The sequence below is a fragment of the Nocardia jiangsuensis genome, from assembly GCF_042650385.1.
GTDB classification, from domain to species: Bacteria; Actinomycetota; Actinomycetes; order Mycobacteriales; family Mycobacteriaceae; genus Nocardia; species Nocardia jiangsuensis.
The window spans coordinates 22,297-41,869 of record NZ_JBHSAX010000004.1 but is presented as its reverse complement, the minus strand read 5'-3'; the positions used below and the strand labels follow the sequence as shown (position 1 = coordinate 41,869).

23 protein-coding genes and 1 pseudogene are annotated in these 19,573 nt (G+C 71.8%); 19 read left to right on the top strand and 5 right to left on the bottom strand.

The features are described from left to right. The first annotated feature begins 9 nt into the window (after positions 1-9). From ACFO0B_RS04000 to ACFO0B_RS03965, 8 genes and pseudogenes are all read left to right on the top strand, one after another. The gene (locus ACFO0B_RS04000; RefSeq protein ID WP_011210678.1) at positions 10-315 is read left to right on the top strand and encodes a DUF2469 domain-containing protein; all 306 of its coding nucleotides are present in this window, start codon (positions 10-12) and stop codon (positions 313-315) included. 166 nt (positions 316-481) lie between these two features. Beyond that, positions 482-856: a YraN family protein gene (locus tag ACFO0B_RS03995; protein WP_378611128.1), complete on the top strand. Its 375-nt coding sequence runs from the start codon at positions 482-484 to the stop codon at positions 854-856. Next, positions 856-2,363: pseudogene (locus ACFO0B_RS03990) on the top strand (YifB family Mg chelatase-like AAA ATPase). Before ACFO0B_RS03995 ends, ACFO0B_RS03990 begins: the two are co-directional and overlap by 1 nt. Then, on the top strand, positions 2,360-3,316 hold the full coding sequence (dprA, locus tag ACFO0B_RS03985) for a DNA-processing protein DprA (protein ID WP_378610912.1): 957 nt from the start codon (positions 2,360-2,362) through the stop codon (positions 3,314-3,316). Before ACFO0B_RS03990 ends, dprA begins: the two are co-directional and overlap by 4 nt. A 221-nt stretch (positions 3,317-3,537) precedes the next feature. Next, positions 3,538-4,461, top strand: coding sequence for a tyrosine recombinase XerC (locus ACFO0B_RS03980; protein WP_378610911.1), 924 nt, complete (start codon positions 3,538-3,540; stop codon positions 4,459-4,461). Next, positions 4,458-4,583: a hypothetical protein gene (locus ACFO0B_RS03975; protein WP_378610910.1), complete on the top strand. Its 126-nt coding sequence runs from the start codon at positions 4,458-4,460 to the stop codon at positions 4,581-4,583. The genes ACFO0B_RS03980 and ACFO0B_RS03975 overlap by 4 nt, the downstream gene beginning before the upstream one ends. Before the next feature lie 107 nt (positions 4,584-4,690). Further along, positions 4,691-5,041, top strand: coding sequence for a YidH family protein (locus tag ACFO0B_RS03970; RefSeq protein WP_378610909.1), 351 nt, complete (start codon positions 4,691-4,693; stop codon positions 5,039-5,041). Next, complete coding sequence (locus ACFO0B_RS03965; RefSeq protein WP_378610908.1) at positions 5,038-5,364, top strand: DUF202 domain-containing protein; 327 nt, start codon at positions 5,038-5,040, stop codon at positions 5,362-5,364. Before ACFO0B_RS03970 ends, ACFO0B_RS03965 begins: the two co-directional genes overlap by 4 nt. Before the next feature lie 297 nt (positions 5,365-5,661). On the opposite strand, the gene ACFO0B_RS03960 is transcribed toward ACFO0B_RS03965, so the two are convergent. Further along, positions 5,662-6,180 (bottom strand): DUF1990 family protein, encoded by a 519-nt coding sequence (locus ACFO0B_RS03960; RefSeq protein ID WP_378610907.1) that lies wholly within the window; start codon positions 6,178-6,180, stop codon positions 5,662-5,664. 39 nt (positions 6,181-6,219) lie between these two features. Continuing rightward, on the bottom strand, positions 6,220-6,825 hold the full coding sequence (locus tag ACFO0B_RS03955; protein WP_378610906.1) for a M23 family metallopeptidase: 606 nt from the start codon (positions 6,823-6,825) through the stop codon (positions 6,220-6,222). Between the two features lie 362 nt (positions 6,826-7,187). Between ACFO0B_RS03955 and rpsB the strand changes: the two genes are divergently transcribed. The 5 genes from rpsB to ACFO0B_RS03930 all read left to right on the top strand — a co-directional run bounded on the left by rpsB (position 7,188) and on the right by ACFO0B_RS03930 (position 11,542). Then, entirely contained in the window at positions 7,188-8,048 is an 861-nt protein-coding gene (gene rpsB / locus ACFO0B_RS03950) for a 30S ribosomal protein S2 (RefSeq protein WP_378610905.1), read from the top strand. Positions 8,049-8,153: 105 nt separating this feature from the next. Beyond that, complete coding sequence (gene tsf / locus ACFO0B_RS03945) at positions 8,154-8,981, top strand: translation elongation factor Ts (RefSeq protein ID WP_378610904.1); 828 nt, start codon at positions 8,154-8,156, stop codon at positions 8,979-8,981. A 196-nt stretch (positions 8,982-9,177) separates the two neighbouring features. Then, complete coding sequence (gene pyrH / locus ACFO0B_RS03940) at positions 9,178-9,906, top strand: UMP kinase (RefSeq protein ID WP_378610903.1); 729 nt, start codon at positions 9,178-9,180, stop codon at positions 9,904-9,906. Positions 9,907-9,970: 64 nt separating this feature from the next. Further along, positions 9,971-10,528 (top strand): ribosome recycling factor, encoded by a 558-nt coding sequence (gene frr / locus ACFO0B_RS03935; RefSeq protein WP_378610902.1) that lies wholly within the window; start codon positions 9,971-9,973, stop codon positions 10,526-10,528. 51 nt (positions 10,529-10,579) lie between these two features. After that, positions 10,580-11,542 carry a phosphatidate cytidylyltransferase gene (locus ACFO0B_RS03930; protein WP_378610901.1) on the top strand — a complete coding sequence of 321 codons (963 nt, stop codon included), beginning with the start codon at positions 10,580-10,582 and terminating at the stop codon, positions 11,540-11,542. 5 nt (positions 11,543-11,547) lie between these two features. Here the strand turns inward: ACFO0B_RS03930 and ACFO0B_RS03925 are convergent, their stop codons facing one another. Beyond that, entirely contained in the window at positions 11,548-11,913 is a 366-nt protein-coding gene (locus ACFO0B_RS03925) for a LapA family protein (RefSeq protein WP_378610900.1), read from the bottom strand. Positions 11,914-11,970: 57 nt separating this feature from the next. On the opposite strand from ACFO0B_RS03925, the gene rlmN reads away from it, so the two are divergent. Further along, complete coding sequence (gene rlmN, locus ACFO0B_RS03920) at positions 11,971-13,080, top strand: 23S rRNA (adenine(2503)-C(2))-methyltransferase RlmN (protein WP_378610899.1); 1,110 nt, start codon at positions 11,971-11,973, stop codon at positions 13,078-13,080. On the opposite strand, the gene ACFO0B_RS03915 is transcribed toward rlmN, so the two are convergent. Then, positions 13,077-13,487, bottom strand: coding sequence for a DUF5997 family protein (locus ACFO0B_RS03915; RefSeq protein WP_378610898.1), 411 nt, complete (start codon positions 13,485-13,487; stop codon positions 13,077-13,079). The genes rlmN and ACFO0B_RS03915 overlap by 4 nt on opposite strands. 35 nt (positions 13,488-13,522) lie before the next feature. On the opposite strand from ACFO0B_RS03915, the gene ACFO0B_RS03910 reads away from it, so the two are divergent. After that, positions 13,523-14,446, top strand: coding sequence for a LysR family transcriptional regulator (locus ACFO0B_RS03910; RefSeq protein ID WP_378610897.1), 924 nt, complete (start codon positions 13,523-13,525; stop codon positions 14,444-14,446). 94 nt (positions 14,447-14,540) lie between these two features. Here the strand turns inward: ACFO0B_RS03910 and ACFO0B_RS03905 are convergent, their stop codons facing one another. Then, complete coding sequence (locus ACFO0B_RS03905) at positions 14,541-14,810, bottom strand: DUF2631 domain-containing protein (RefSeq protein ID WP_378610896.1); 270 nt, start codon at positions 14,808-14,810, stop codon at positions 14,541-14,543. Between the two features lie 90 nt (positions 14,811-14,900). On the opposite strand from ACFO0B_RS03905, the gene dxr reads away from it, so the two are divergent. From dxr to ACFO0B_RS03885, 4 genes are all read left to right on the top strand, one after another. Beyond that, positions 14,901-16,049 carry a 1-deoxy-D-xylulose-5-phosphate reductoisomerase gene (gene dxr / locus ACFO0B_RS03900; protein ID WP_378610895.1) on the top strand — a complete coding sequence of 383 codons (1,149 nt, stop codon included), beginning with the start codon at positions 14,901-14,903 and terminating at the stop codon, positions 16,047-16,049. An 89-nt stretch (positions 16,050-16,138) separates the two neighbouring features. Continuing rightward, positions 16,139-17,341: a M50 family metallopeptidase gene (locus ACFO0B_RS03895; protein WP_378610894.1), complete on the top strand. Its 1,203-nt coding sequence runs from the start codon at positions 16,139-16,141 to the stop codon at positions 17,339-17,341. 123 nt (positions 17,342-17,464) lie between these two features. Continuing rightward, positions 17,465-18,595: a flavodoxin-dependent (E)-4-hydroxy-3-methylbut-2-enyl-diphosphate synthase gene (gene ispG, locus ACFO0B_RS03890; RefSeq protein WP_378611127.1), complete on the top strand. Its 1,131-nt coding sequence runs from the start codon at positions 17,465-17,467 to the stop codon at positions 18,593-18,595. A gap of 60 nt (positions 18,596-18,655) precedes the next feature. Next, a complete protein-coding gene (locus tag ACFO0B_RS03885) occupies positions 18,656-19,519 on the top strand; it encodes a GNAT family N-acetyltransferase (protein WP_378610893.1) in 864 nt (287 codons plus the stop codon). Positions 19,520-19,573 lie beyond the last annotated feature (54 nt).

The following is a 19,573-nucleotide window of genomic DNA, read 5'->3' as shown; positions in this document are numbered from 1 at the left end:
TCCCACCCGATGAGTGCCGAGGACCTCGAGAAGTACGAAACCGAGATGGAGCTCTCGCTGTACCGCGAGTACAAGGACATCGTCGGCCAGTTCTCGTACGTGGTGGAGACGGAGCGGCGCTTCTACCTGGCCAATTCGGTCGAGCTGCGGCCGCAGAACGCCGATGGCGAGGTGTACTTCGAGGTGCGGATGAGCGACGCCTGGGTCTGGGACATGTACCGTCCCGCGCGCTTCGTCAAACACGTCCGCGTGATCACGTTCAAGGACGTGAACATCGAGGAGCTGGAGAAACCCGACCTGCGGCTGCCCGAGTAGCCCGCGGTTGTCCACAGGGGCGCGCTGATCCACAGGGAATCTGTTTCCCCAGGTCGACGCGGAGGGGAGGGGCAGCGGACACGTCAGGCTTGCTGACGTGACCAACGAAACTCTGGCAGGTGACAGTCCGCTCTCCCCGCACTCGCTCGCGGCCATCGCGGCCACGGTGCCGCGCCCGGCCAACGGCGCGGATCGCCGCACCCTCGGCGCGTACGGCGAAGAACTCGCCGCCCGCTACCTGGAAACCGCGGGCATGGAGATCGTCGCCCGCAACTGGCGCTGCCGCTACGGCGAACTCGACCTCATCGCCTGCACGCCGGAGCTCACCGCCTTCGTCGAGGTGAAGACCCGCACCGGGCTCGGCTTCGGCGTCCCCGCCGAGGCGGTCACCTTCGCCAAGCGGCAGCGCATCCGGCGGTTGGCCCTGCTCTGGCTGGCCGAGCAGGAGCGGCCGTGGCGGCGGCTGCGCTTCGACGTGGTGTCGGTGCTGCTGCAGCGCGGCCACCAGCCCGTCGTCGACCACCTGCAGTCGGTGTTCTGATGGCACTCGGACGCGCGCACTCCGTCGCCGTTGCCGGGGTCGACGGGCAGTTGGTCGAGGTGGAGGCCGATATCGCGCAGGGGCTGCCCTCGGTGCACCTGGTCGGGCTGCCCGATGCGGCACTGCAGGAATCCCGCGACCGCATCCGCGCCGCGGTCACCAATTCCGGCGAGAAGTGGCCGGAGGGCCGCGTCATCCTCGCGCTCTCCCCGGCCACCCTGCCCAAGCTCGGCAGCGTCTACGACCTGGCGCTCGCCATCGCGGTGCTGCACGCGGGCGGCAGCATCCCCGGCGACCGGCTCGCGAAGACCGTGCTGCTCGGCGAGCTCGCCCTCGACGGTCGGGTGCGCCCCGTGCGCGGCATCCTGCCCGCCGTGCTCGCGGCCCGGGTGGCCGGAGTGCCGACGGTGGTGGTGCCCGAGCCCGCCCTCGGCGAAGCGGGGCTCGTCGACGGCATCGAGGTTCTCGGCGCCCCCGATCTGCGCACCCTGCTCGCCTGGCTGCGCGGCGACGGCGTGCTCGCCGAACCCGACGGCACCCGCCCCGCCCAGGTGTTCGCCGGTGGCGACCTGGGCGAGGTGACCGGCCAGCAGGAGGCGCGGCGCGCCCTCGAGGTGGCCGCCGCGGGCGGGCACCACCTGCTGCTCACCGGGCCGCCCGGCATCGGCAAGACCATGCTGGCCCAGCGCCTGCCGAGCCTGCTGCCCCCGCTCACCGATTCCGAGGCGCTCGAAGTCACCGCCATCCACTCGCTGGCGGGCGACCTCGCCGCCGACCGGCCCTGCTCACCACCCCGCCGTTCGTCGCACCGCACCACTCGACCTCGGTGACCGCCATGATCGGCGGCGGCTCCGGCATGGCGCGCCCCGGCGCGGTCTCCCGAGCCCACCGCGGGGTGCTCTTTCTCGACGAGTGCGCCGAGGTCAGCGGACGGGTGCTGGAGTCGTTGCGGCTCCCGCTGGAGGAGGGCGAGATCAGGGTGGCCCGGCGCGACGGCGTCGCGCGCTACCCTGCCCGGTTCCAACTGGTGCTCGCCGCGAACCCGTGCCCGTGTGCCCCGGCACGGGATGTCGACTGCCGGTGCACGCCCGCTGCGCGCAGGCGCTACCTCGGCAAACTCTCCGGCCCGCTGATCGACCGCATCGACCTCTGGGTCCGGATGGACGGCGAGCAGAGTGCCCCCTTCGGCGCCGGGCCCGCGGAATCCAGCGCGGAGGTCAGGGCGCGGGTCGTCGAGGCCCAGGGGCGGGCGGCCGCGCGCTGGCGCGCCGACGGGTGGTCGACCAATGCCGAGGTGCCCGGCCACGTGCTGCGCCGCCGTTCGGCGCTGCCCGCCGACACGTTGGCGCCGGTGCAGCGGGCGATGCGCGTAGGCCGGGTCTCGGCCCGCGGCGCCGACCGCGCCCTCCGGGTCGCGTGGACGCTGTGTGATCTGCGTCGCAGCGACGAACCCACCGAGCACGACGTCCTGGCCGCGCTGCGCTTCCGGCAGTGGGGCACGCCGTGAGCACCCCCGAGGAGCGCATCCTCGCCTGGGTCTACCTCTCCCGGGTCGTCCTCGGCCCGTGCGCACCGCTCGCCGCGCTCATCGACGCCGTCGGCGTCATCGAGGCGGCGCGGGCCGTGCGGGAACACGACCTGCCCGACGCGCTGCGCGGCCCGACCGAGGCCCGCCGGGATGCGGACCGGGTCGCCGACGACCTCGCCGCGATCGTCCGGCTCGGCGGCCGCGTGGTGACGCCGGACGACCCCGAATGGCCGGCCTGGCGAATGCTCGGCCTCACCCGGCTGATCGACGACCCCGACGGCTCGGCGCCGCTGGTGCTGTGGGTGCGCGGTGCGGCGTCGCTGACCGCGTGCACCGAGCGGGCCGTCGCCGTGGTCGGCACCCGCTGCGCCAGCGGCTACGGCGCGCACGCGACCACCGAACTCGCCGGTGATCTCGCGGCGCGGGGCTGGACCGTCGTCTCCGGCGCCGCTTACGGCATCGACGCGATCGCGCACCGCGCCGCGCTCGCTGTCGGCGGCACCACCGTCGCCGTCCTCGCCTGCGGCCTCGACCGCCCCTACCCGCTGCAGCACGCCCGCCTGCTGGCCGAGATCGCGGAGACCGGGCTGGTCGTCAGCGAATACCCGCCGGGCATCACGGCCCATCGCCACCATTTTCTCGCCCGCAACCGCCTGATCGCCGGTCTCGCCGACGCCGTCCTCGTCACCGAGGCGGGAGTTCGCAGCGGCGCCCGCAACACGGTGAAGTGGGGTCGTCGCCTCGGCCGGCCGACCCTCGCCGTCCCAGGGCCGATCACCTCGGCCCTCTCGGTCGGGTGTCACCGCATGATCCGCGAGGGGGAAGCCGTCCTCGTCACCGATGTGGAGGAGGTGATAAGCGAAGCCGGCCCCCTGCGTCTCGACGATGTCGGGTCGCAGGGTTCCGGCACGCACCGGACGAAGCGCAACTGAGTGGCCCGCAGTCTCGTCGGGGGGTCCGCGGGCCACCGCGCCCGCCTCCGCCGCGCATCCGCGAGCAGTGGCGGTCGCGCGGCGGGGACGGCGTGGTCTTTCGCGCCACACGAGCGGCACGCCGGCACCTTTCCCGCCGCGCGTCCGCGAGTAGTGGGCGTTGCGCGGCCGGCCCGGCGCGGGTTCTTGCGGACGCGCGAGGGACACGCCACGGTAGGGGGATGGAGGTCCTGCCCGACGATCTGTGCGCGCTGCTCGCCGAGTATGAGCGGCACCTTTCGCTGGGGCGCAATCGTTCGGCGCACACCGTGCGGGCCTACGTGGGGGACGCGCGCTCGCTGCTCGCGCACCTGGTGGCGCGGGCCGCCGACTCGGCCGTGCGTGAGCTGGATCTGGCGCTGCTCAGATCCTGGCTCGCGGAACAGTCGTCGTCGGGGGTCGCGCGAAGCACCATGGCGCGCCGAGCATCCTCGGCGCGGACCTTCACCGCGTGGCTCACAGCGACGGGACGGCTCGCCGCCGACCCGGGACTGCGGCTCGCTTCCCCGAAGCGGCCGCGCACCTTGCCCGCGGTGCTGAACACCGAGCATGCCGCCGCCGCGATGGACGCCGCCGAATCGGGAGCGGCGCAGCGCGATCCGATGGCGCTGCGCGACCGGCTGATCGTGGAGCTGCTCTACGCCACCGGCATCCGGGTCGGCGAGCTGTGCGGGCTCGACCTCGACGACCTCGACCGTGAACGCCGCGTGCTCCGAGTGCTCGGCAAGGGGAACAAGGAACGGTCCGCCCCCTTCGGCAAGCCCGCCGACGCCGCGCTGGACGACTGGCTGCACTACGGGCGCCCCGCCCTCGCGGTCCCGTCCTCCGGGCGGGCACTGCTGCTTGGACGGCGCGGGAAGCGGTTGGACCAGCGGCAGGCTCGGACCGTGGTGCACGAGGTGGTCGCCGCCATCCCCGGCGCACCGGACGTCGCGCCGCACGGACTGCGGCACTCCGCCGCGACCCACCTGCTCGAGGGGGGCGCGGATCTGCGGGTGGTGCAGGAGTTGCTCGGCCACACGAGCCTGGCGACCACGCAGCTCTACACGCACGTGTCGATCGAGCGGCTGCGCAGAGTGCACGATCAGGCGCACCCGCGGGCATGAGCGCGTTCCACGCATCGCCGCACGATTGCGCGATAGCGTCCGGGCAGGCGGGCAGGCGGGCAGGCGGGCAGCCGGGCAGCCGGGCAGCCGGGCAGCCGGGCAGCCGGGCAGCCGGGCAGTGATGAGGCTGTGGATCGGCTCGCGCGGCCGAGGAAATCGGGTCGGCGCGACTGCGCGCGGCAGGTGATCCGGCTCGTACGGGCGAGTCGGCGGCGATGAAGGGAATGCTGTGGCCGAGGTCGAGAACGAGCCGGGGCCGGGAATCGACTACCGGTTCACCCTCGCGAACGAGCGCACCTTCCTGGCCTGGATCCGCACCTCGCTCGGTCTGCTGGCCGGTGGCGTCGCCGTGCACACCCTGGTGCAGCCGTTCCTGGTGACCGGAATCCGGCGGGCGATCGCGGTCAGCTGCGTCGCGCTCGCCGTCGTGCTGGCCGTGGGCGCGCTGCTGCGGTGGCGGCAGGTCACCCGGGCGATGCACGCCGGACGGGCACTTCCGGAGACGGTGATGGTGCCGATCCTGGCGTTCGGGATCGCGTTCATCTCCCTCATCGCCGCTATCGCGGTGCTGGTCGAATGAACGACGCCGCGGGCGAGGGCGATACCGGGCTGGCGATCGAGCGCACGGTGCTGGCGTGGCGGCGAACAGCGATCGGGGCGGCCGCCGTCGCGCTCCTGCTCGCGAATGCGGCCCTGCACCGGGGGTGGGCGCCGGCAGCGGTCGTGCCCTGCGCGGCGGCGATCGCCATGGGCGTCCTGGCGGTCGCCGGATTCCGGCGTGGTCGAGACCTCCGGCGCGGGCGGTTCGGCGGGGCCGCTCGATCGATGGTGCTCGCGACCGGCGTGGTCGCCGTGGTCGGCTGCCTGGCCGTGCTGATCACGCTGATCGCCCCGGCTCGATAGACCGGGCTGAGCGGGCCTTCTTCGTAGTCGAAGTCGCGCAGACCGGTCCGGCCGCGCGTCGCGTCGGTACTGCGGCCGTGTGGCTTCTCGGAGATCCGGCCGCACGGCTCTCGGAAGTGCGGCCGTGTAGCTTCTCGGAGGTCCGGCCGCACGGTTGCTCGGGGGTGGGGCTGTGCGGCTCCTCGGTCGTCCGGCTGCACGGGAGCCTTCGGCAGCCGGGTGGCGCGGATCCTTACGGGTGGTCCGGCTATGTGGAGCGCGGCAGGTGCGCGCTGGGAAGTGGCCCGGGCGCCGACCCTACTTCCACTCGACCGGGGTGCGCCGGAGGGTCGCCAGGTAGGCCGAGGCCGCGGTGCGCTGGGCCAGGCGGCCGACGGGGCCGGCGAGGCGGGTGTACCAGGCGGCGGGGCGGGAGAAGGCGGTGACGATGCCGTAGACGGTGTCGGTGGGGCGGTCGTATTCGACGGTGAAGAGTTCCTCGCCGGACTCCGGATGGCCGGGGAGGGTGCCGTAGGCGAAGCCGCGGCGGTCGGCCTCGTCGAGGACGTAGACGACGCGGCAGGGGGCGGGGATGCCGAGCGGGCCGACGCCGAGACGGACGGTGACGAGGCTGCCCGGCTGCGCGACGGGGGTGTCGGCGCTGCGGAAGATGCCGAGGCCGCGCTGCATGCGGTAGGCGAGCACGGCGTCACCGAGGCGGCGGAACTCGTCCTCGCCCTTGGCGATGGCGCGGCGCACCTCCAGGTGGTCGTAGCCGGCGGGGAGCGGACCACGGGTGGCGCCGACATCGGGGTAGGTGAAGGGGGAGTCGGGCATAGGGCGATCATGCCCGGCCGCCGGGGGTGCGGGAAGGGATCACGGCGCTACCAGGGGTTTCAGCCGTAGGGGGGCGAGGCGGAGCAGGCCGAGCGGGTCGACGTACTGCGGCCGGTTGCGGATCGTCGGGTCGCGGCGGGCGCCCCAGTGCAGGCAGGCGGGGGCGGGGCAGCCCTCGTGGCCGGCCGCGAGGGTGCCGATGGGGGAGCCGCGGGTGACCCTGGCGCCGGCGGCGACGCCGGCCTCGACCGGTTCGTAGGTGGTGCGGAGGCCGCCTTCGTGCCGGAGCGAGACCACCGGCTTGCCCGCCACGGTGCCCGCGAAGACCACGATGCCGTCGCCGGGGGCGAGCACCGGGCTGCCCGGCGCGCCGCCGAGGTCGACTCCGCGGTGCCCGGGTAGCCAGTCGTGCTCGGGATTGTCGAAACGGCGCGCAACCGTGGGGCGAGGCCGGAGCGGCCAGTCGAAGCGCGGCTCGGCGGTGAGCATGCCCGGCCCGGCAGCGGCATCGGCAGGCGCGGCAGCACCCGGAACGGCACCGGTGGGCGGGGACGTGCCGGGCGGCGGGGCGGCACCGGCGACGGGCGCGGTGGCGAGGGCCATGACTACGGAGAACAGCAGGGTCCGGGCGGTGGCGGGAGGCATGGAACCGACCCTGCCGAAACCACCCCGCCGCCGCGAGACCTCGCCGCGCGATTGTGGACAACCCGCCACCTGGGGATAAACCACCGGGGGCGATTTCTTCCCGGACGTTCCGCGACGTAGACTGGCCGAGCGGTCCGTGCATTGCATCGACCGACTTCGCGCGCCATCGTGCCCGTCGCCTCGGCGCTGTTCGAACAGAGCTCCTCTTCGCAGGATATTCGCTCGCCTCGATCGGTGCCCTCGAAGACGGGGAATCGTCGGCTGGTCCCGCCCTCACCGGCGGGCCGGCGATTCGATGACGCCAGGGCAGCGGGTCACCGACCCGTTGCGACAACCGGCAACGAAAGTGAGATACGGGAGCTATGGCTGTCGTAACCATGAAGCAGCTGCTCGACAGCGGCGCGCACTTCGGACACCAGACCAGGCGCTGGAATCCGAAGATGAAGCGGTTCATCTTCACCGACCGCAACGGCATCTACATCATCGACCTGCAGCAGACGCTGACCTACATCGACAAGGCGTACGAGTTCGTCAAGGAGACGGTCGCCCACGGCGGCACCGTGCTCTTCGTCGGTACCAAGAAGCAGGCGCAGGAGTCGATCGCGGCCGAGGCCACCCGCGTGGGCATGCCCTACGTGAACCAGCGCTGGCTCGGCGGCATGCTGACCAACTTCTCCACCGTGCACAAGCGTCTGCAGCGCCTCAAGGAGCTCGAGGCGATGGAGCAGACCGGTGGTTTCGAGGGTCGCACCAAAAAGGAAATCCTCATGCTCACGCGTGAGATGAACAAGCTGGACCGGACCCTCGGCGGTATCCGCGACATGGCGAAGGTGCCGTCGGCCATCTGGGTCGTCGACACCAACAAGGAGCACATCGCCGTCGGCGAGGCGCGCAAGCTGAACATCCCGGTCATCGCGATCCTGGATACCAACTGCGATCCCGACCTGGTCGATTACCCGATCCCGGGCAACGACGACGCGATCCGCTCCGCCGCGCTGCTGACCAAGGTCGTCGCCTCCGCGGTCGCGGAGGGTGTGCAGGCGCGGGCCGGTGGCTCCGCGAGTGACGACAAGCCCGAGGCGGGCGCGGGCGAGCCGCTGGCCGAGTGGGAGCAGGAGCTGCTCGCGCAGGCCGCCCCCGCCGCCGAGGCCGCCCCCGCCGAGGCCGCCCCGGCGGCCGAGGCAGCTGCCGAAGCTCCGGCCGAGGCGCCCGCCGAGGCCTGATCGCCCCTCTCGTTACCTGCTGTTCCAGCGGTGGTCACGGCGAACTGCCACCGTGACCACCGCTGACCGGTATTCACACCCTTTCTCGAAGGAGGCTCGCCACCGATGGCGAACTACACCGCTGCCGATGTGAAGCGGCTCCGCGAGCTCACCGGCTCCGGAATGATGGACTGCAAGAACGCCCTGGTCGAGACCGGTGGCGATTTCGACAAGGCCGTCGAGCTGCTCCGCATCAAGGGCGCCAAGGACGTGGGCAAGCGTGCCGAGCGCACCACCGCCGAGGGCCTGGTCGCCGCCAAGGGCGGCGTCCTGATCGAGATCAACTCGGAGACCGACTTCGTCGCCAAGAACGCCGAGTTCCAGGCGCTGGCGGACAAGATCGTCTCCGCCGCCGCCGCGGCCAAGCCCGCCGATCTGGACGCACTGAAGGCGGTGGACCTGGGCGACGGCGTGACCGCCGACGCGGCACTGCAGGCGCTCGCCGCCAAGATCGGCGAGAAGCTGGAGCTGCGCCGCGTCGTCGCGCTGGACGGCCCGGTCGCCACCTACCTGCACAAGCGGGCCTCGGATCTGCCGCCCGCCGTCGGCGTGCTGATCGAGTACGAGGGCGAGGGCGACACCGCCGCCGAGGCCGCGCGTGCCGCCGCCATGCAGGTGGCCGCGCTCAAGGCCAAGTACGTGACCCGCGACGAGGTCCCGGCCGATCTGGTGGAGAACGAGCGCCGCATCGCCGAGCAGACCGCGCGTGAGGAGGGCAAGCCGGAGGCGGCGCTGCCCAAGATCACCGAGGGCCGCGTGAACGGCTTCTTCAAGGACGTGGTGCTGCTCGAGCAGGCCTCCGTCACCGATTCGAAGAAGACCGTCAAGGCGCTGCTGGACGACGCCGGCGTCACCGTGACCCGGTTCGCCCGGTTCGAGGTCGGCGCCAGCTGACCCGGCCGCACCAGGCACCCGAAGGCCCCCCGGTGTTCCCCGGGGGGCCTTCGGCGTCCCGCGCGGGCATGAGGCAGGATAGGGGCATCCGTGTGTCGCCCTCCCCGCTCGAGCGGGTACGTCGGCGCGCCCGGAGCGCCCGCAGCCAGTATGTTCCGGCCCGCGCCGGAACCAGCTCCAAAGGAGATCAGCACCGATGACGGACCCGGGGATCGCTCGCCCAGGCTACGACCGGGTGCTGCTCAAATTGGGCGGCGAGATGTTCGGCGGCGGCCGGGTCGGGCTCGACCCGGACGTGGTGCTGACCGTGGCGGAGCAGATCGCGGAGGTCGTCGCCACCGGCGTGCAGGTCGCCGTGGTGATCGGCGGCGGCAACTTCTTCCGCGGCGCCGAGCTCGAGGAGCGCGGCATGGAGCGTGCCCGCTCCGACTACATGGGCATGCTCGGCACCGTGATGAACAGCCTTGCGCTGCAGGACTTCCTGCAGAAGCAGGGGGTGGACACCCGGGTGCAGACCGCGATCACCATGGGTCAGGTCGCCGAGCCCTACCTGCCGCTGCGCGCCAAGCGGCACCTGGAGAAGGGCCGGGTGGTGATCTTCGGCGCCGGGATGGGCATGCCGTACTTCTCCACCGACACGACGGCGGCGCAGCGCGCGCTGGAGATCGGCGCCGACGTGGTGCTCATGGCGAAGGCGGTGGACGGGGTCTTCAGCGCCGATCCGCGGCTGGATGCCGATGCCGAGCTGTACACCGAGATCACGCACCGGGAAGTCATCGAACGCGGGCTCAAGGTGGCCGACGCGACGGCCTTCAGCCTGTGTATGGACAACCAGATGCCGATGCTGGTGTTCAATCTTCTGATCGAGGGCAATATCGCCCGGGCCGTTGCCGGTGAGAAGATCGGCACATTGGTCAGGTCCTGAGACCGCGACCCCGCGCGGTATTCGCCCGCGGAACCGGAATGACGATGCTGTGGAGGAAACGGTCGTGATTGAAGAAGCGCTCTTCGACGCCGAGGAGAAGATGGAGAAGGCCGTCTCGGTGGCGAAGGACGATCTCGGCTCCATCCGCACCGGGCGCGCCAACCCCGGCATGTTCAACCGGATCGTCGTCGAGTACTACGGCAGCCTGACGCCGATCACCCAGATGTCCAGCATCACGGTGCCGGAGCCGCGCATGGTCGTGATCAAGCCCTACGAGAAGAGTCAGATGGGCCCGATCGAGACGGCCATCCGCAACTCCGATCTCGGCGTCAACCCCACCAACAACGGGGACATCATCCGCATCTCCATCCCGCAGCTGACCGAGGAGCGCCGCCGCGAGCTGGCGAAGCAGGCCAGGGGCAAGGGGGAGGACGCCAAGGTCGCCATCCGCAACGTGCGGCGCAAGGCGATGGACGAACTCGGCCGCATCCAGAAGGATGGCGAGGCGGGCGAGGACGAGGTCGGCAGGGCCGAGAAGGAACTGGACAAGACCACCGCCAGGTACGTGGCCCAGATCGATGATCTGGTCAAGCACAAGGAAGCCGAACTGCTCGAGGTCTGAGATCCGATCGCGGGTCCGCCACGGGGTCGGGGAACGAACGGGAACGATGAGTTGAGCGACGGGACGATCGTGGTCGACAAAGCCGCTGCGGCCGAGGAGCCGACGCCGCCGGGCACAGAACCTCCGCCTGCCGGGGCGGTCTTCGCGCCGACCCCCGCTGCCGCGCCGCCGGAGCCCGCTCCGGCGGCCGCGCGCAGCTCGCGGGCGGGCCGGAACCTACCGGCGGCGCTCGGCGTCGGGTTCGGCCTCGGGCTCTCGCTGATCGCCATCCTGCTCTTCGTCCCCAAGGTCTTCATCCTGGTCGCGGGCACCGCGATCGGCATCGCGACCTGGGAGGTGGCGAAGCGGCTGCGCGAGGCCGACGTCCTGGTGCCGCGCATTCCGCTGATCGCCGGCGGGCAGGCGGTGTTCTGGCTCGGCTGGCCGTTCGGCGCGAACGGCGTCGCGGGCGCCTTCGCGGGCACTGTGCTGGTCTGCATGGTGTGGCGGCTGTTCGATCACGGCCTGAGCGTCGCCCCGCGAAACTTCCTGCGGGACACGGCGATCACCGTCTTCACGCTCTCCTGGATCCCGCTGCTCGCCTCGTTCTCGGTGCTGCTGCTGCTGGAACCGGACGGCAACCTGCGGGTGCTCACCTTCATGATCCTGGTGGTGTGCTCGGATGTCGGCGGCTACGTCGCGGGCGTACTGTTCGGGCGGCACCCGATGGTGCCGTCGATCAGCCCGAAGAAGTCCTGGGAGGGGTTCGGCGGCTCGCTGCTCTTCTCGGTGATCGGCGGCCTGCTCACGGTGACGCTGCTGCTGGAGGCGAACTCCATGATCGGCGTCGTGCTCGGAGTCGGGCTGGTCACCGTCGCCACCATCGGCGACCTGATCGAGTCGCAGATCAAGCGGGAACTCGGCATCAAGGACATGGGCACGCTGCTGCCCGGGCACGGCGGCATCATGGACCGGCTGGACTCCATGCTGCCCTCGGCGTTCGTCGCCTGGCTGGTGCTCTCCGCGCTGCTGTAGGGGAGTCAGCGCGGGTGCTTGGCCAGCCGGCGCAGCTGCAGGATGCGCAGCCCGCCGACGAGCGACATGAGCAGTGCGCCGATGATCACGCTGAGCAGCACGGTGACGCCGAGCGGCAGGGTGAAGTCCCAGAAGAAGAGGCTCACCGGCACCTGATCCAGGTTCTGCAGGATGAAGATCAGCAGCACGATGAGGATGACGGCGCCCGCGACGAGGCCGCTCCAGGCGTAGCCGGTCTTCGAGGAGACCGAGACCTTCTTGCGCTGCACCGGCGCGGAGACCTCCCGTGGCTGCGTGCCCGTGGCGTCGCCGAGCGGATCGGCGGTCGCCTCGGACAGCGGATTCGGCTCGGGTGCTGGCGTGGTGGTCATGCCGCAGGGATACCCGCTACCAGCGCGATTACGCGCGGATGGGACACTGATAGCACTATGGTCGCCTCCCTTCCGCTCGTTTTCGATGCCCCGCGCCGCGGGATGCCGCGCACGCATCTCGCCGATCTCGACGCGGAGGGCAGGCGCGCCGCCGTCGCCGAACTCGGGCTGCCCAAGTTCCGGGCCGACCAGATCGCCAGGCAGTACTACGCCCGGCTGCAGGCCGACCCGAGCCTGATGACCGATCTACCGGCGCCGATGCGCGAGCAGATCGCCGATGCGCTCTTCCCGCCGCTGCTGAGCGTGGTCAAACACGTCGCCTGCGACGACGGCAGCACCCGCAAGACGCTCTACCGCGCGGGCGACGGCACGCTGGTGGAGAGCGTGCTCATGCGCTACCCCGACCGCAACACGCTCTGCATCTCCAGCCAGGCCGGCTGCGGCATGGCCTGTCCCTTCTGCGCCACCGGCCAGGGCGGGCTGGACCGCAACCTCTCCACCGCCGAGATCGTCGACCAGGTGCGCGCCGCCGCGGCCGCGCTGCGCGACGGTGAGGTGGCGGGCGGCCAGGGGCGGCTCTCCAACATCGTCTTCATGGGGATGGGCGAGCCGCTGGCCAACTACAAGCGGGTGGTCGCGGCGGTCCGCCGGATCACCGCGCCCGCGCCGGACGGGTTCGGCATCTCGCAGCGCAGCGTCGTCGTCTCCACGGTCGGGCTCGCCCCCGCCATCCGCAAGCTGGCCGACGAGGGGCTCTCGGTGACGCTGGCCGTCTCGCTGCACACCCCCGACGACGAACTGCGCGACACCCTGGTGCCGGTGAACAACCGCTGGCCGATCGCGGAGGTGCTGGAGGCCGCGCGCTACTACGCCGACACCACCGGCCGCCGGATCTCGATCGAGTACGCGCTCATCCGGGACGTGAACGACCAGCCGTGGCGCGCGGACATGCTCGGCAAGAAACTGCACAGGGCGCTCGGCTCCCGGGTGCATGTGAACCTGATCCCGTTGAACCCGACTCCGGGCAGCGAGTGGGATGCCAGCCCGAAGCCGGTGGAGCGGGAATTCGTGCGCCGGGTGAACGAGCAGGGTGTGCCGTGCACGGTGCGCGACACCCGCGGCCAGGAGATCGCGGCCGCCTGCGGGCAGCTGGCCGCGGAGAACTAGTAGTTCTTCTGCGGGCGGTTGCTCGCCGCCCGCCTGCGCTCGCGCTCTTCATCGATCCTGGCGGTCTCGGCCTGGACCGTGCGCAGGTTCTCCCGCTCACGCAGCAGCCACTCCGGCGGGTCGGCGAGCAGCGCCTCGATCTCGGTGGCGGTGAGGTGGTCGGAGACCTCGGCGCGGCTCAGCCCGCTGTTGCTGACGCCGAGCTTGCGGGCGACGACGTCGCGCGGGAACGGGCCGGTGCGGCGAAGCTCGCGCAGCCACTCCGGCGGATCCTCGCGCAGCGCGGTCAGCTCCTCGCGGGTGATCGGGTGGGTGCGGAACTCCTCCGGCGCGGCGGGCAGGTAGATGCCCAGCTTGGCGGCGGCCGTGAGCGGTTTCATGGTCTGCGGGTTCGGCACGCCGAGCATCCTATCCGCCGGGGCGGTGCACTACTGTCACCCGGGTGAGCAGCCCCGATTCGATCGACCCCGAGCGGCTGCGGCAGTTCGTCGCGGTCGCCGACGAACTGCACTTCGCGCGCGCCGCGCGGGCGCTCGGCATCGCCAGGCAGCGGCTCAGCCGCACGGTGATCGAGCTGGAACAGGAGCTGGGGGAGCGGCTCTTCGTTCCCGGCGCGCAGCCGACCGAGCTGACCGAGGCGGGGGCGGCGCTCCGGGAACAGGCGCGGGCGGTGCTCGCGCAGCCCGTGCAGCCGGTGGCCGAGCCCGAGGCCGCGTCGCTGCGGGTCGGGTTCGCGCCGGGGGTGACGGTGTCGAAGTGGGAGCGGATCTGGGCCGAGCGCTTCCCCGGGGTGCCGCTGGCGACGGTGCCGCTGACCCAGGCCGAGCAGGAGCGGGCGCTGCGCGCGGGCGAGGTCGACATGTGCTTCGTGCGGCTGCCGGTGGAGCGGGACGGGCTGAGCGTGATTCCGCTGTATCGGGAGTTGCCGGTCGCGGTGGTGCCGAAGGAGCACCCGGTGGCGGCGTACGAGGAGATCGCCGAGGCGGATCTGGCCGGTTGGCAGCGGCACGACGGGGCCGACATCGACGGCGCGGCCGGAATCCTGGAACTGGTGGCCGCGGGGGTCGGCGTCGCGGTGCTGCCGCACTCCATCGCGCGGCTGCACGCCAGGCGCGACCTGGTCTACCGGACCGTCACCGACCTGCCGGACACGGAGGTGGCGCTGGCCTGGCCGAGCGGCGCGACCACCGAGCCGATCGAGGAGTTCGTCGGCGTGGTGCGCGGCCGGACCGCCCGCAGCACTCGCTCGCCATCGGCGCGCGCCGAACCGGCGAAGACGAGCCGGGCGCAGTCGAAGAAGGCTCCGGTCGAACGCGCCACCCCCCGCGCGCCCGCGCCGAAGCAGAGGCGCCGCCGCGGTCGCTGAGCGCGGGGCCGACGGTCACGGGGCGATGTGTGCCTGAGCCGGGTCGGTCGCCCGCAGGTCCGCGTCGACGGATCGTGGGCCTCCCGGCCCGGAACTACCTGGGCCGACGCCGGAGGATCGCGTCGTAGATGAACAGGCCCGCGATGGAGAGCGCGAAGCCGACCAGGAAGATGTCCTCGACCCTGCCGTTGTGGTTGCCGATGATCATGGCGAGCAGCGCGAGCGCGACGAACCAGCCCGCGATGCGGAAGGTCTTCGGCGATTCACCGCTCCAGCCCCAGGCGGCCGACGGCACGTCGGCGGTGTCGACGTGGGGCACGACCGCGCGCTCGCTGTCGGCGGGTTCGAGTTCCGTGGCGGCCACGATCGCTCCTTCTGGCGGGGATACGGCTACTGCCCGATATCGTGACATACGACCGCATGTCGTAGCCAGCAGGGCTGCCACAATGGGGCGGTGTCCGACATCGTGAGAGTCCTGCTGCTGGGCAGCACCGGATCCATCGGAACCCAGGCGCTGGAGGTGATCGCCGCCAACCCCGACCGGTTCGAGGTGGTCGGGCTCGCCGCCCGCGGCGGGAACCCCGAGCTGCTGGCCGCGCAGATGACCGCGACCGGTACCCGCAATGTCGCGGTCGCCGATCCGCGCGCGGCGCGAACGCTCGACCTGGAGCTGGCAGGCCCCGCCGCGGTGACCGAACTGGTCCGCCGCACCGAGGCCGACGTGGTGCTGAACGCGCTGGTCGGCTCGCTCGGCCTGGAGCCGACGCTGGCGACGCTGGAATCCGGCACCCGGCTCGCGCTGGCGAACAAGGAGTCGCTGGTCGCGGGCGGTTCGCTGGTGACCCGTGCGGCCGCGCCCGGACAGATCGTCCCGGTCGACTCCGAGCACTCGGCGCTCGCCCAGTGCCTGCGCGGGGGCCGCGCCGGCGAGGTGGATCGGCTGGTGCTCACCGCCTCCGGCGGGCCGTTCCGCGGCTGGACCGCCGAGATGCTGGAGAACGTCAACCCGGCCGAGGCCAAGGCGCACCCGACCTGGGCGATGGGGCTGATGAACACGCTGAACTCGGCCTCGCTGGTGAACAAGGGGCTGGAACTGATCGAGACGCACCTGCTCTTCGGCATCCCGTACGACCGGATCGACGTCACCGTGCACCCGCAGTCGATCGTGCACTCCATGGTCACCTTCACCGACGGCTCGACGCTGGCGCAGGCCAGCCCGCCGGACATGAAGCTGCCGATCGCGCTCGCGCTCGGCTGGCCGGACCGGATCCCGGGTGCCGCCGCGGCCTGTGACTTCGGTACCGCCGCCACCTGGACCTTCGAGCCGGTGGACGACGCGGTCTTCCCCGCGGTCGAGCTGGCCCGCCGGGCGGGCACGCTCGGCGGCAGCGTGACGGCGGTCTACAACGCCGCCAACGAGGTCGCGGTGCAGGCCTTCCTGGACGGCGCGATCCGCTTCCCGGAGATCGTGCGGATCGTCACCGAGGCGGTCGAGGGCGCGGCGGAGTGGCGGGCCGAGCCGGGTTCGCTGGCCGAGGTCCTCGCCGCCGACGGCTGGGCGCGCTCCTTCGCCGCCGCCGCGGTGCGCGGGCGATCGGCCTGATCGCTCGGGCTGGTACGGTCCCGCACCGCTACTGTTGACCACAGGCGTCCGCGCCGGGGGTCGGAATTCGCAGGAGGACTGGAGTTCAGATGGTGTTCGCGTTGGGCTTCGCCCTGTTCGCCCTCGGCATCACGATCTCGGTCGCGCTGCACGAGTGCGGCCACATGTGGGCGGCCCAGGCGACCGGCATGAAGGTGCGGCGCTACTACATCGGCTTCGGCCCGAAGGTCTTCTCCTTCCAGCGCGGCGAGACCGAGTACGGCCTCAAGGCGCTTCCGCTCGGCGGCTTCTGCGACATCGTCGGGATGACGGCGCTGGACGAGGTGCCGCCGGAGGATCTGGACCGGGCCATGTACCGGCAGGCCACCTGGAAGCGCATGGTGGTGATGTTCGGCGGCATCGCGATGAACTTCCTGCTCGGTTTCCTGCTCGTGGTGGTGCTCGCGATCGGCTGGGGGCTGCCGCAGCTGGACCCGGTCGAGACCAAGCTCGGCGCGATGAACTGCGTCGCCACCGCCAACCCGGACGGCAGCCTGCAGGAGTGCGCGGGCACCGGCCCGGCACAGCGCGCCGGGCTGCGGCGCGGCGACGTGGTGACCGCGGTGAACGGCGTCGAGGTGAGTACCTGGAAGGACTTTCAGCGCGAGACCCAGAAGCAGACCGGCACCTTCGACTACACGATCGAGCGCGACGGCGCGACGCTCACCGTCCCGGTGACGCCGGAGCGCACCGTGCGCTACGACGAGAACGGGCAGAACCCGCGCGAGGTCAGCGCGGTCGGGGTCGGCTCCTACGGCGCCGAGCCGCCGCAGAAGTACGGCGTGCTCGGCGCCGTGCCCGCCTCGCTCGCCTTCACCGGCGACATGTTCGTGCGCACCCTGGAGTCGCTGGCCCAGATGCCGGCCAAGGTCTCGGCGCTGTGGACCGCGGTGACCGGCGGCGAGCGCGATCCGGAGACCCCGGTCAGCGTCTACGGCGCCAGCCGGATCGGCGGCGAGACCGCCGAGCGCGGGCTCTGGGGCATCTTCATCCTGGTCCTGGCCAGCCTGAACTTCTTCCTCGGCGCCTTCAACCTGCTTCCGCTGCTTCCGCTGGACGGCGGGCACATGGCCGTCGTGCTCTACGAGAAGGCGCGCAATTCGCTGCGCGCCTGGCGCGGGCTGGCGCCCGGTGGCCCGGTCGACTACCTCAAACTGCTGCCGCTCACCTACGCGGCGGTGGTGCTCGGCGGCGCGTACATGGTGCTCACGCTCACCGCCGACATCGTCAACCCGGTCAAGCTGTTCCCCTGATCGCGGCTGTCAGCGGCCTCACACCGGGCACACTCGCGGAGCGCGACTAAGCTCGATGACGCAACGGCTCGACCACGCACCTGAGGAAGAAGGCAGCCGACAGTGACCACCATCGGATTGGGGATGCCCGCCGCGCCCGCGGCCGTCCTCGCACCCCGGCGCAAGACCCGCCAGCTCATGGTCGGCGGTGTGGGCGTCGGCAGCGATCATCCGATCTCGGTGCAATCCATGACGACCACCAAGACGCACGACATCAACGCGACGCTGCAGCAGATCGCGGAGCTCACCGCCTCCGGCTGCGACATCGTCCGGGTGGCGTGCCCGCGCCAGGAAGACGCCGACGCGCTGCCGACGATCGCGCGGAAATCGCAGATCCCGGTGATCGCCGATATCCATTTCCAGCCGCGCTACATCTTCGCCGCGATCGACGCCGGGTGCGCCGCGGTGCGGGTGAACCCCGGCAACATCAGGGAGTTCGACGGCCGGGTCAAGGAGGTCGCCAAGGCGGCCGGGGCCGCGGGCATCCCTATCCGGATCGGCGTCAACGCCGGGTCGCTCGACCAGCGGATGCTGGCGAAGTACGGCAAGGCCACGCCGGAGGCGCTGGTGGAGTCGGCGCTCTGGGAGGCGGGGCTCTTCGAGGAGCACGGCTTCGGCGACATCAAGATCTCGGTCAAGCACAACGACCCGGTGATCATGGTGGAGGCGTACCGGCAGCTGGCCGCGCAGAGCGACTACCCGCTGCACCTCGGGGTGACCGAGGCCGGGCCCGCGTTCCAGGGCACCATCAAGTCGGCGGTGGCGTTCGGCGCGCTGCTCGGCGAGGGCATCGGCGACACCATCCGGGTCTCGCTCTCCGCGCCGCCCGCCGAGGAGATCAAGGTCGGCGGGCAGATCCTGCAGTCGCTGAACCTGCGGCCGCGCAAGCTGGAGATCGTCTCCTGCCCGTCCTGCGGGCGGGCCCAGGTCGACGTCTACACCCTTGCCAACGAGGTGAGCGCCGGGCTGGAGGGCATGGAGGTACCGCTGCGCGTCGCCGTCATGGGCTGCGTCGTGAACGGGCCGGGCGAGGCGCGCGAGGCCGATCTGGGAGTCGCCTCCGGCAACGGAAGGGGCCAGATCTTCGTCAAGGGCGAGGTCATCAAGACCGTCCCCGAAGCACAGATCGTCGAGACCCTCATCGAAGAGGCCATGCGGATCGCCGAGCAGATGGGCGATGCCGATTCCGGCGATCCGGTGGTTACCGTCGGGTAGAAGGTCAAGGTTCGGTACTTGCTGTACCGCTCCGGCCCGGTTCGTGGCAGGCTGGGCGTTGTGCGGAGTCTGCTGGAGCCGGCGCGTCGGGCGCGGCACCCGGCCGCGCGCCAGCTCGCGAACCGGGATCTCGCGCAGGTGCTGCGCGTCCTCGATACCGATCCGGTCGCGTCGTGCATGGTCGCGGCCCGATTGCAGGAGTACGGCCTGGATGCCAGGTACGGCTACGGCGAGCTGTGGAGCCGAGGTGACCCGGGCGATTCGCTGTGCTTCTCCGGCGCGAACCTGGTGCCGCTGCGCGGCGACGCCGCCTCGGTGCAGGCCTTCGCCGAGCGGGCGCTGCGCTTCCCGCGCATGTGCTCCTCGGTGGTCGGCCGCCGCGAACTGGCGCTGCCGCTGTGGGAGGCGCTCTCCGGGCACTGGGGGCCGGAGCGCGAGGTGCGCGGCGTGCAGCCGCTGCTCGCGCTGGCCGGGTACGCCACGATCACCGCGGATCCCGAGGTGCGCAAGGTGCGCCCGGACGAGCTGGACCGCTACCTCGAGGCCGCCATCGCCATGTTCATCGAGGAGGTCGGCGTCGACCCGAGGGCGGGCGACGGCGGCCGCGGCTACCGCAGGCGGATCGCCGGGCTGATCGAATCCGGCCGCGCGTGGGCCCGATTCGACGACGGCGAGGTCGTCTTCAAGGCCGAGGTGGGCGCGCTCTCCCGGCGTACCGGGCAGATCCAGGGCGTCTGGGTGCACCCCGAGCACCGCGGGAAGGGGCACGGCGCCACCGGCACCGCCGCGGTCGCCAACGCGGTGGTCGCCTCCGGCCGCACCGCCAGCCTCTACGTGAACGACTACAACGGCGCCGCGCGCCGCGCGTACCGGAAGGTCGGCTTCCAGCAGATCGCCACCTTCGCCACCGTTCTGCTGGACTGACCGGCCGAACTCCCCGGTGCGCCGCCGGGGTTTGCCGGTCGATCGCCGGTTACC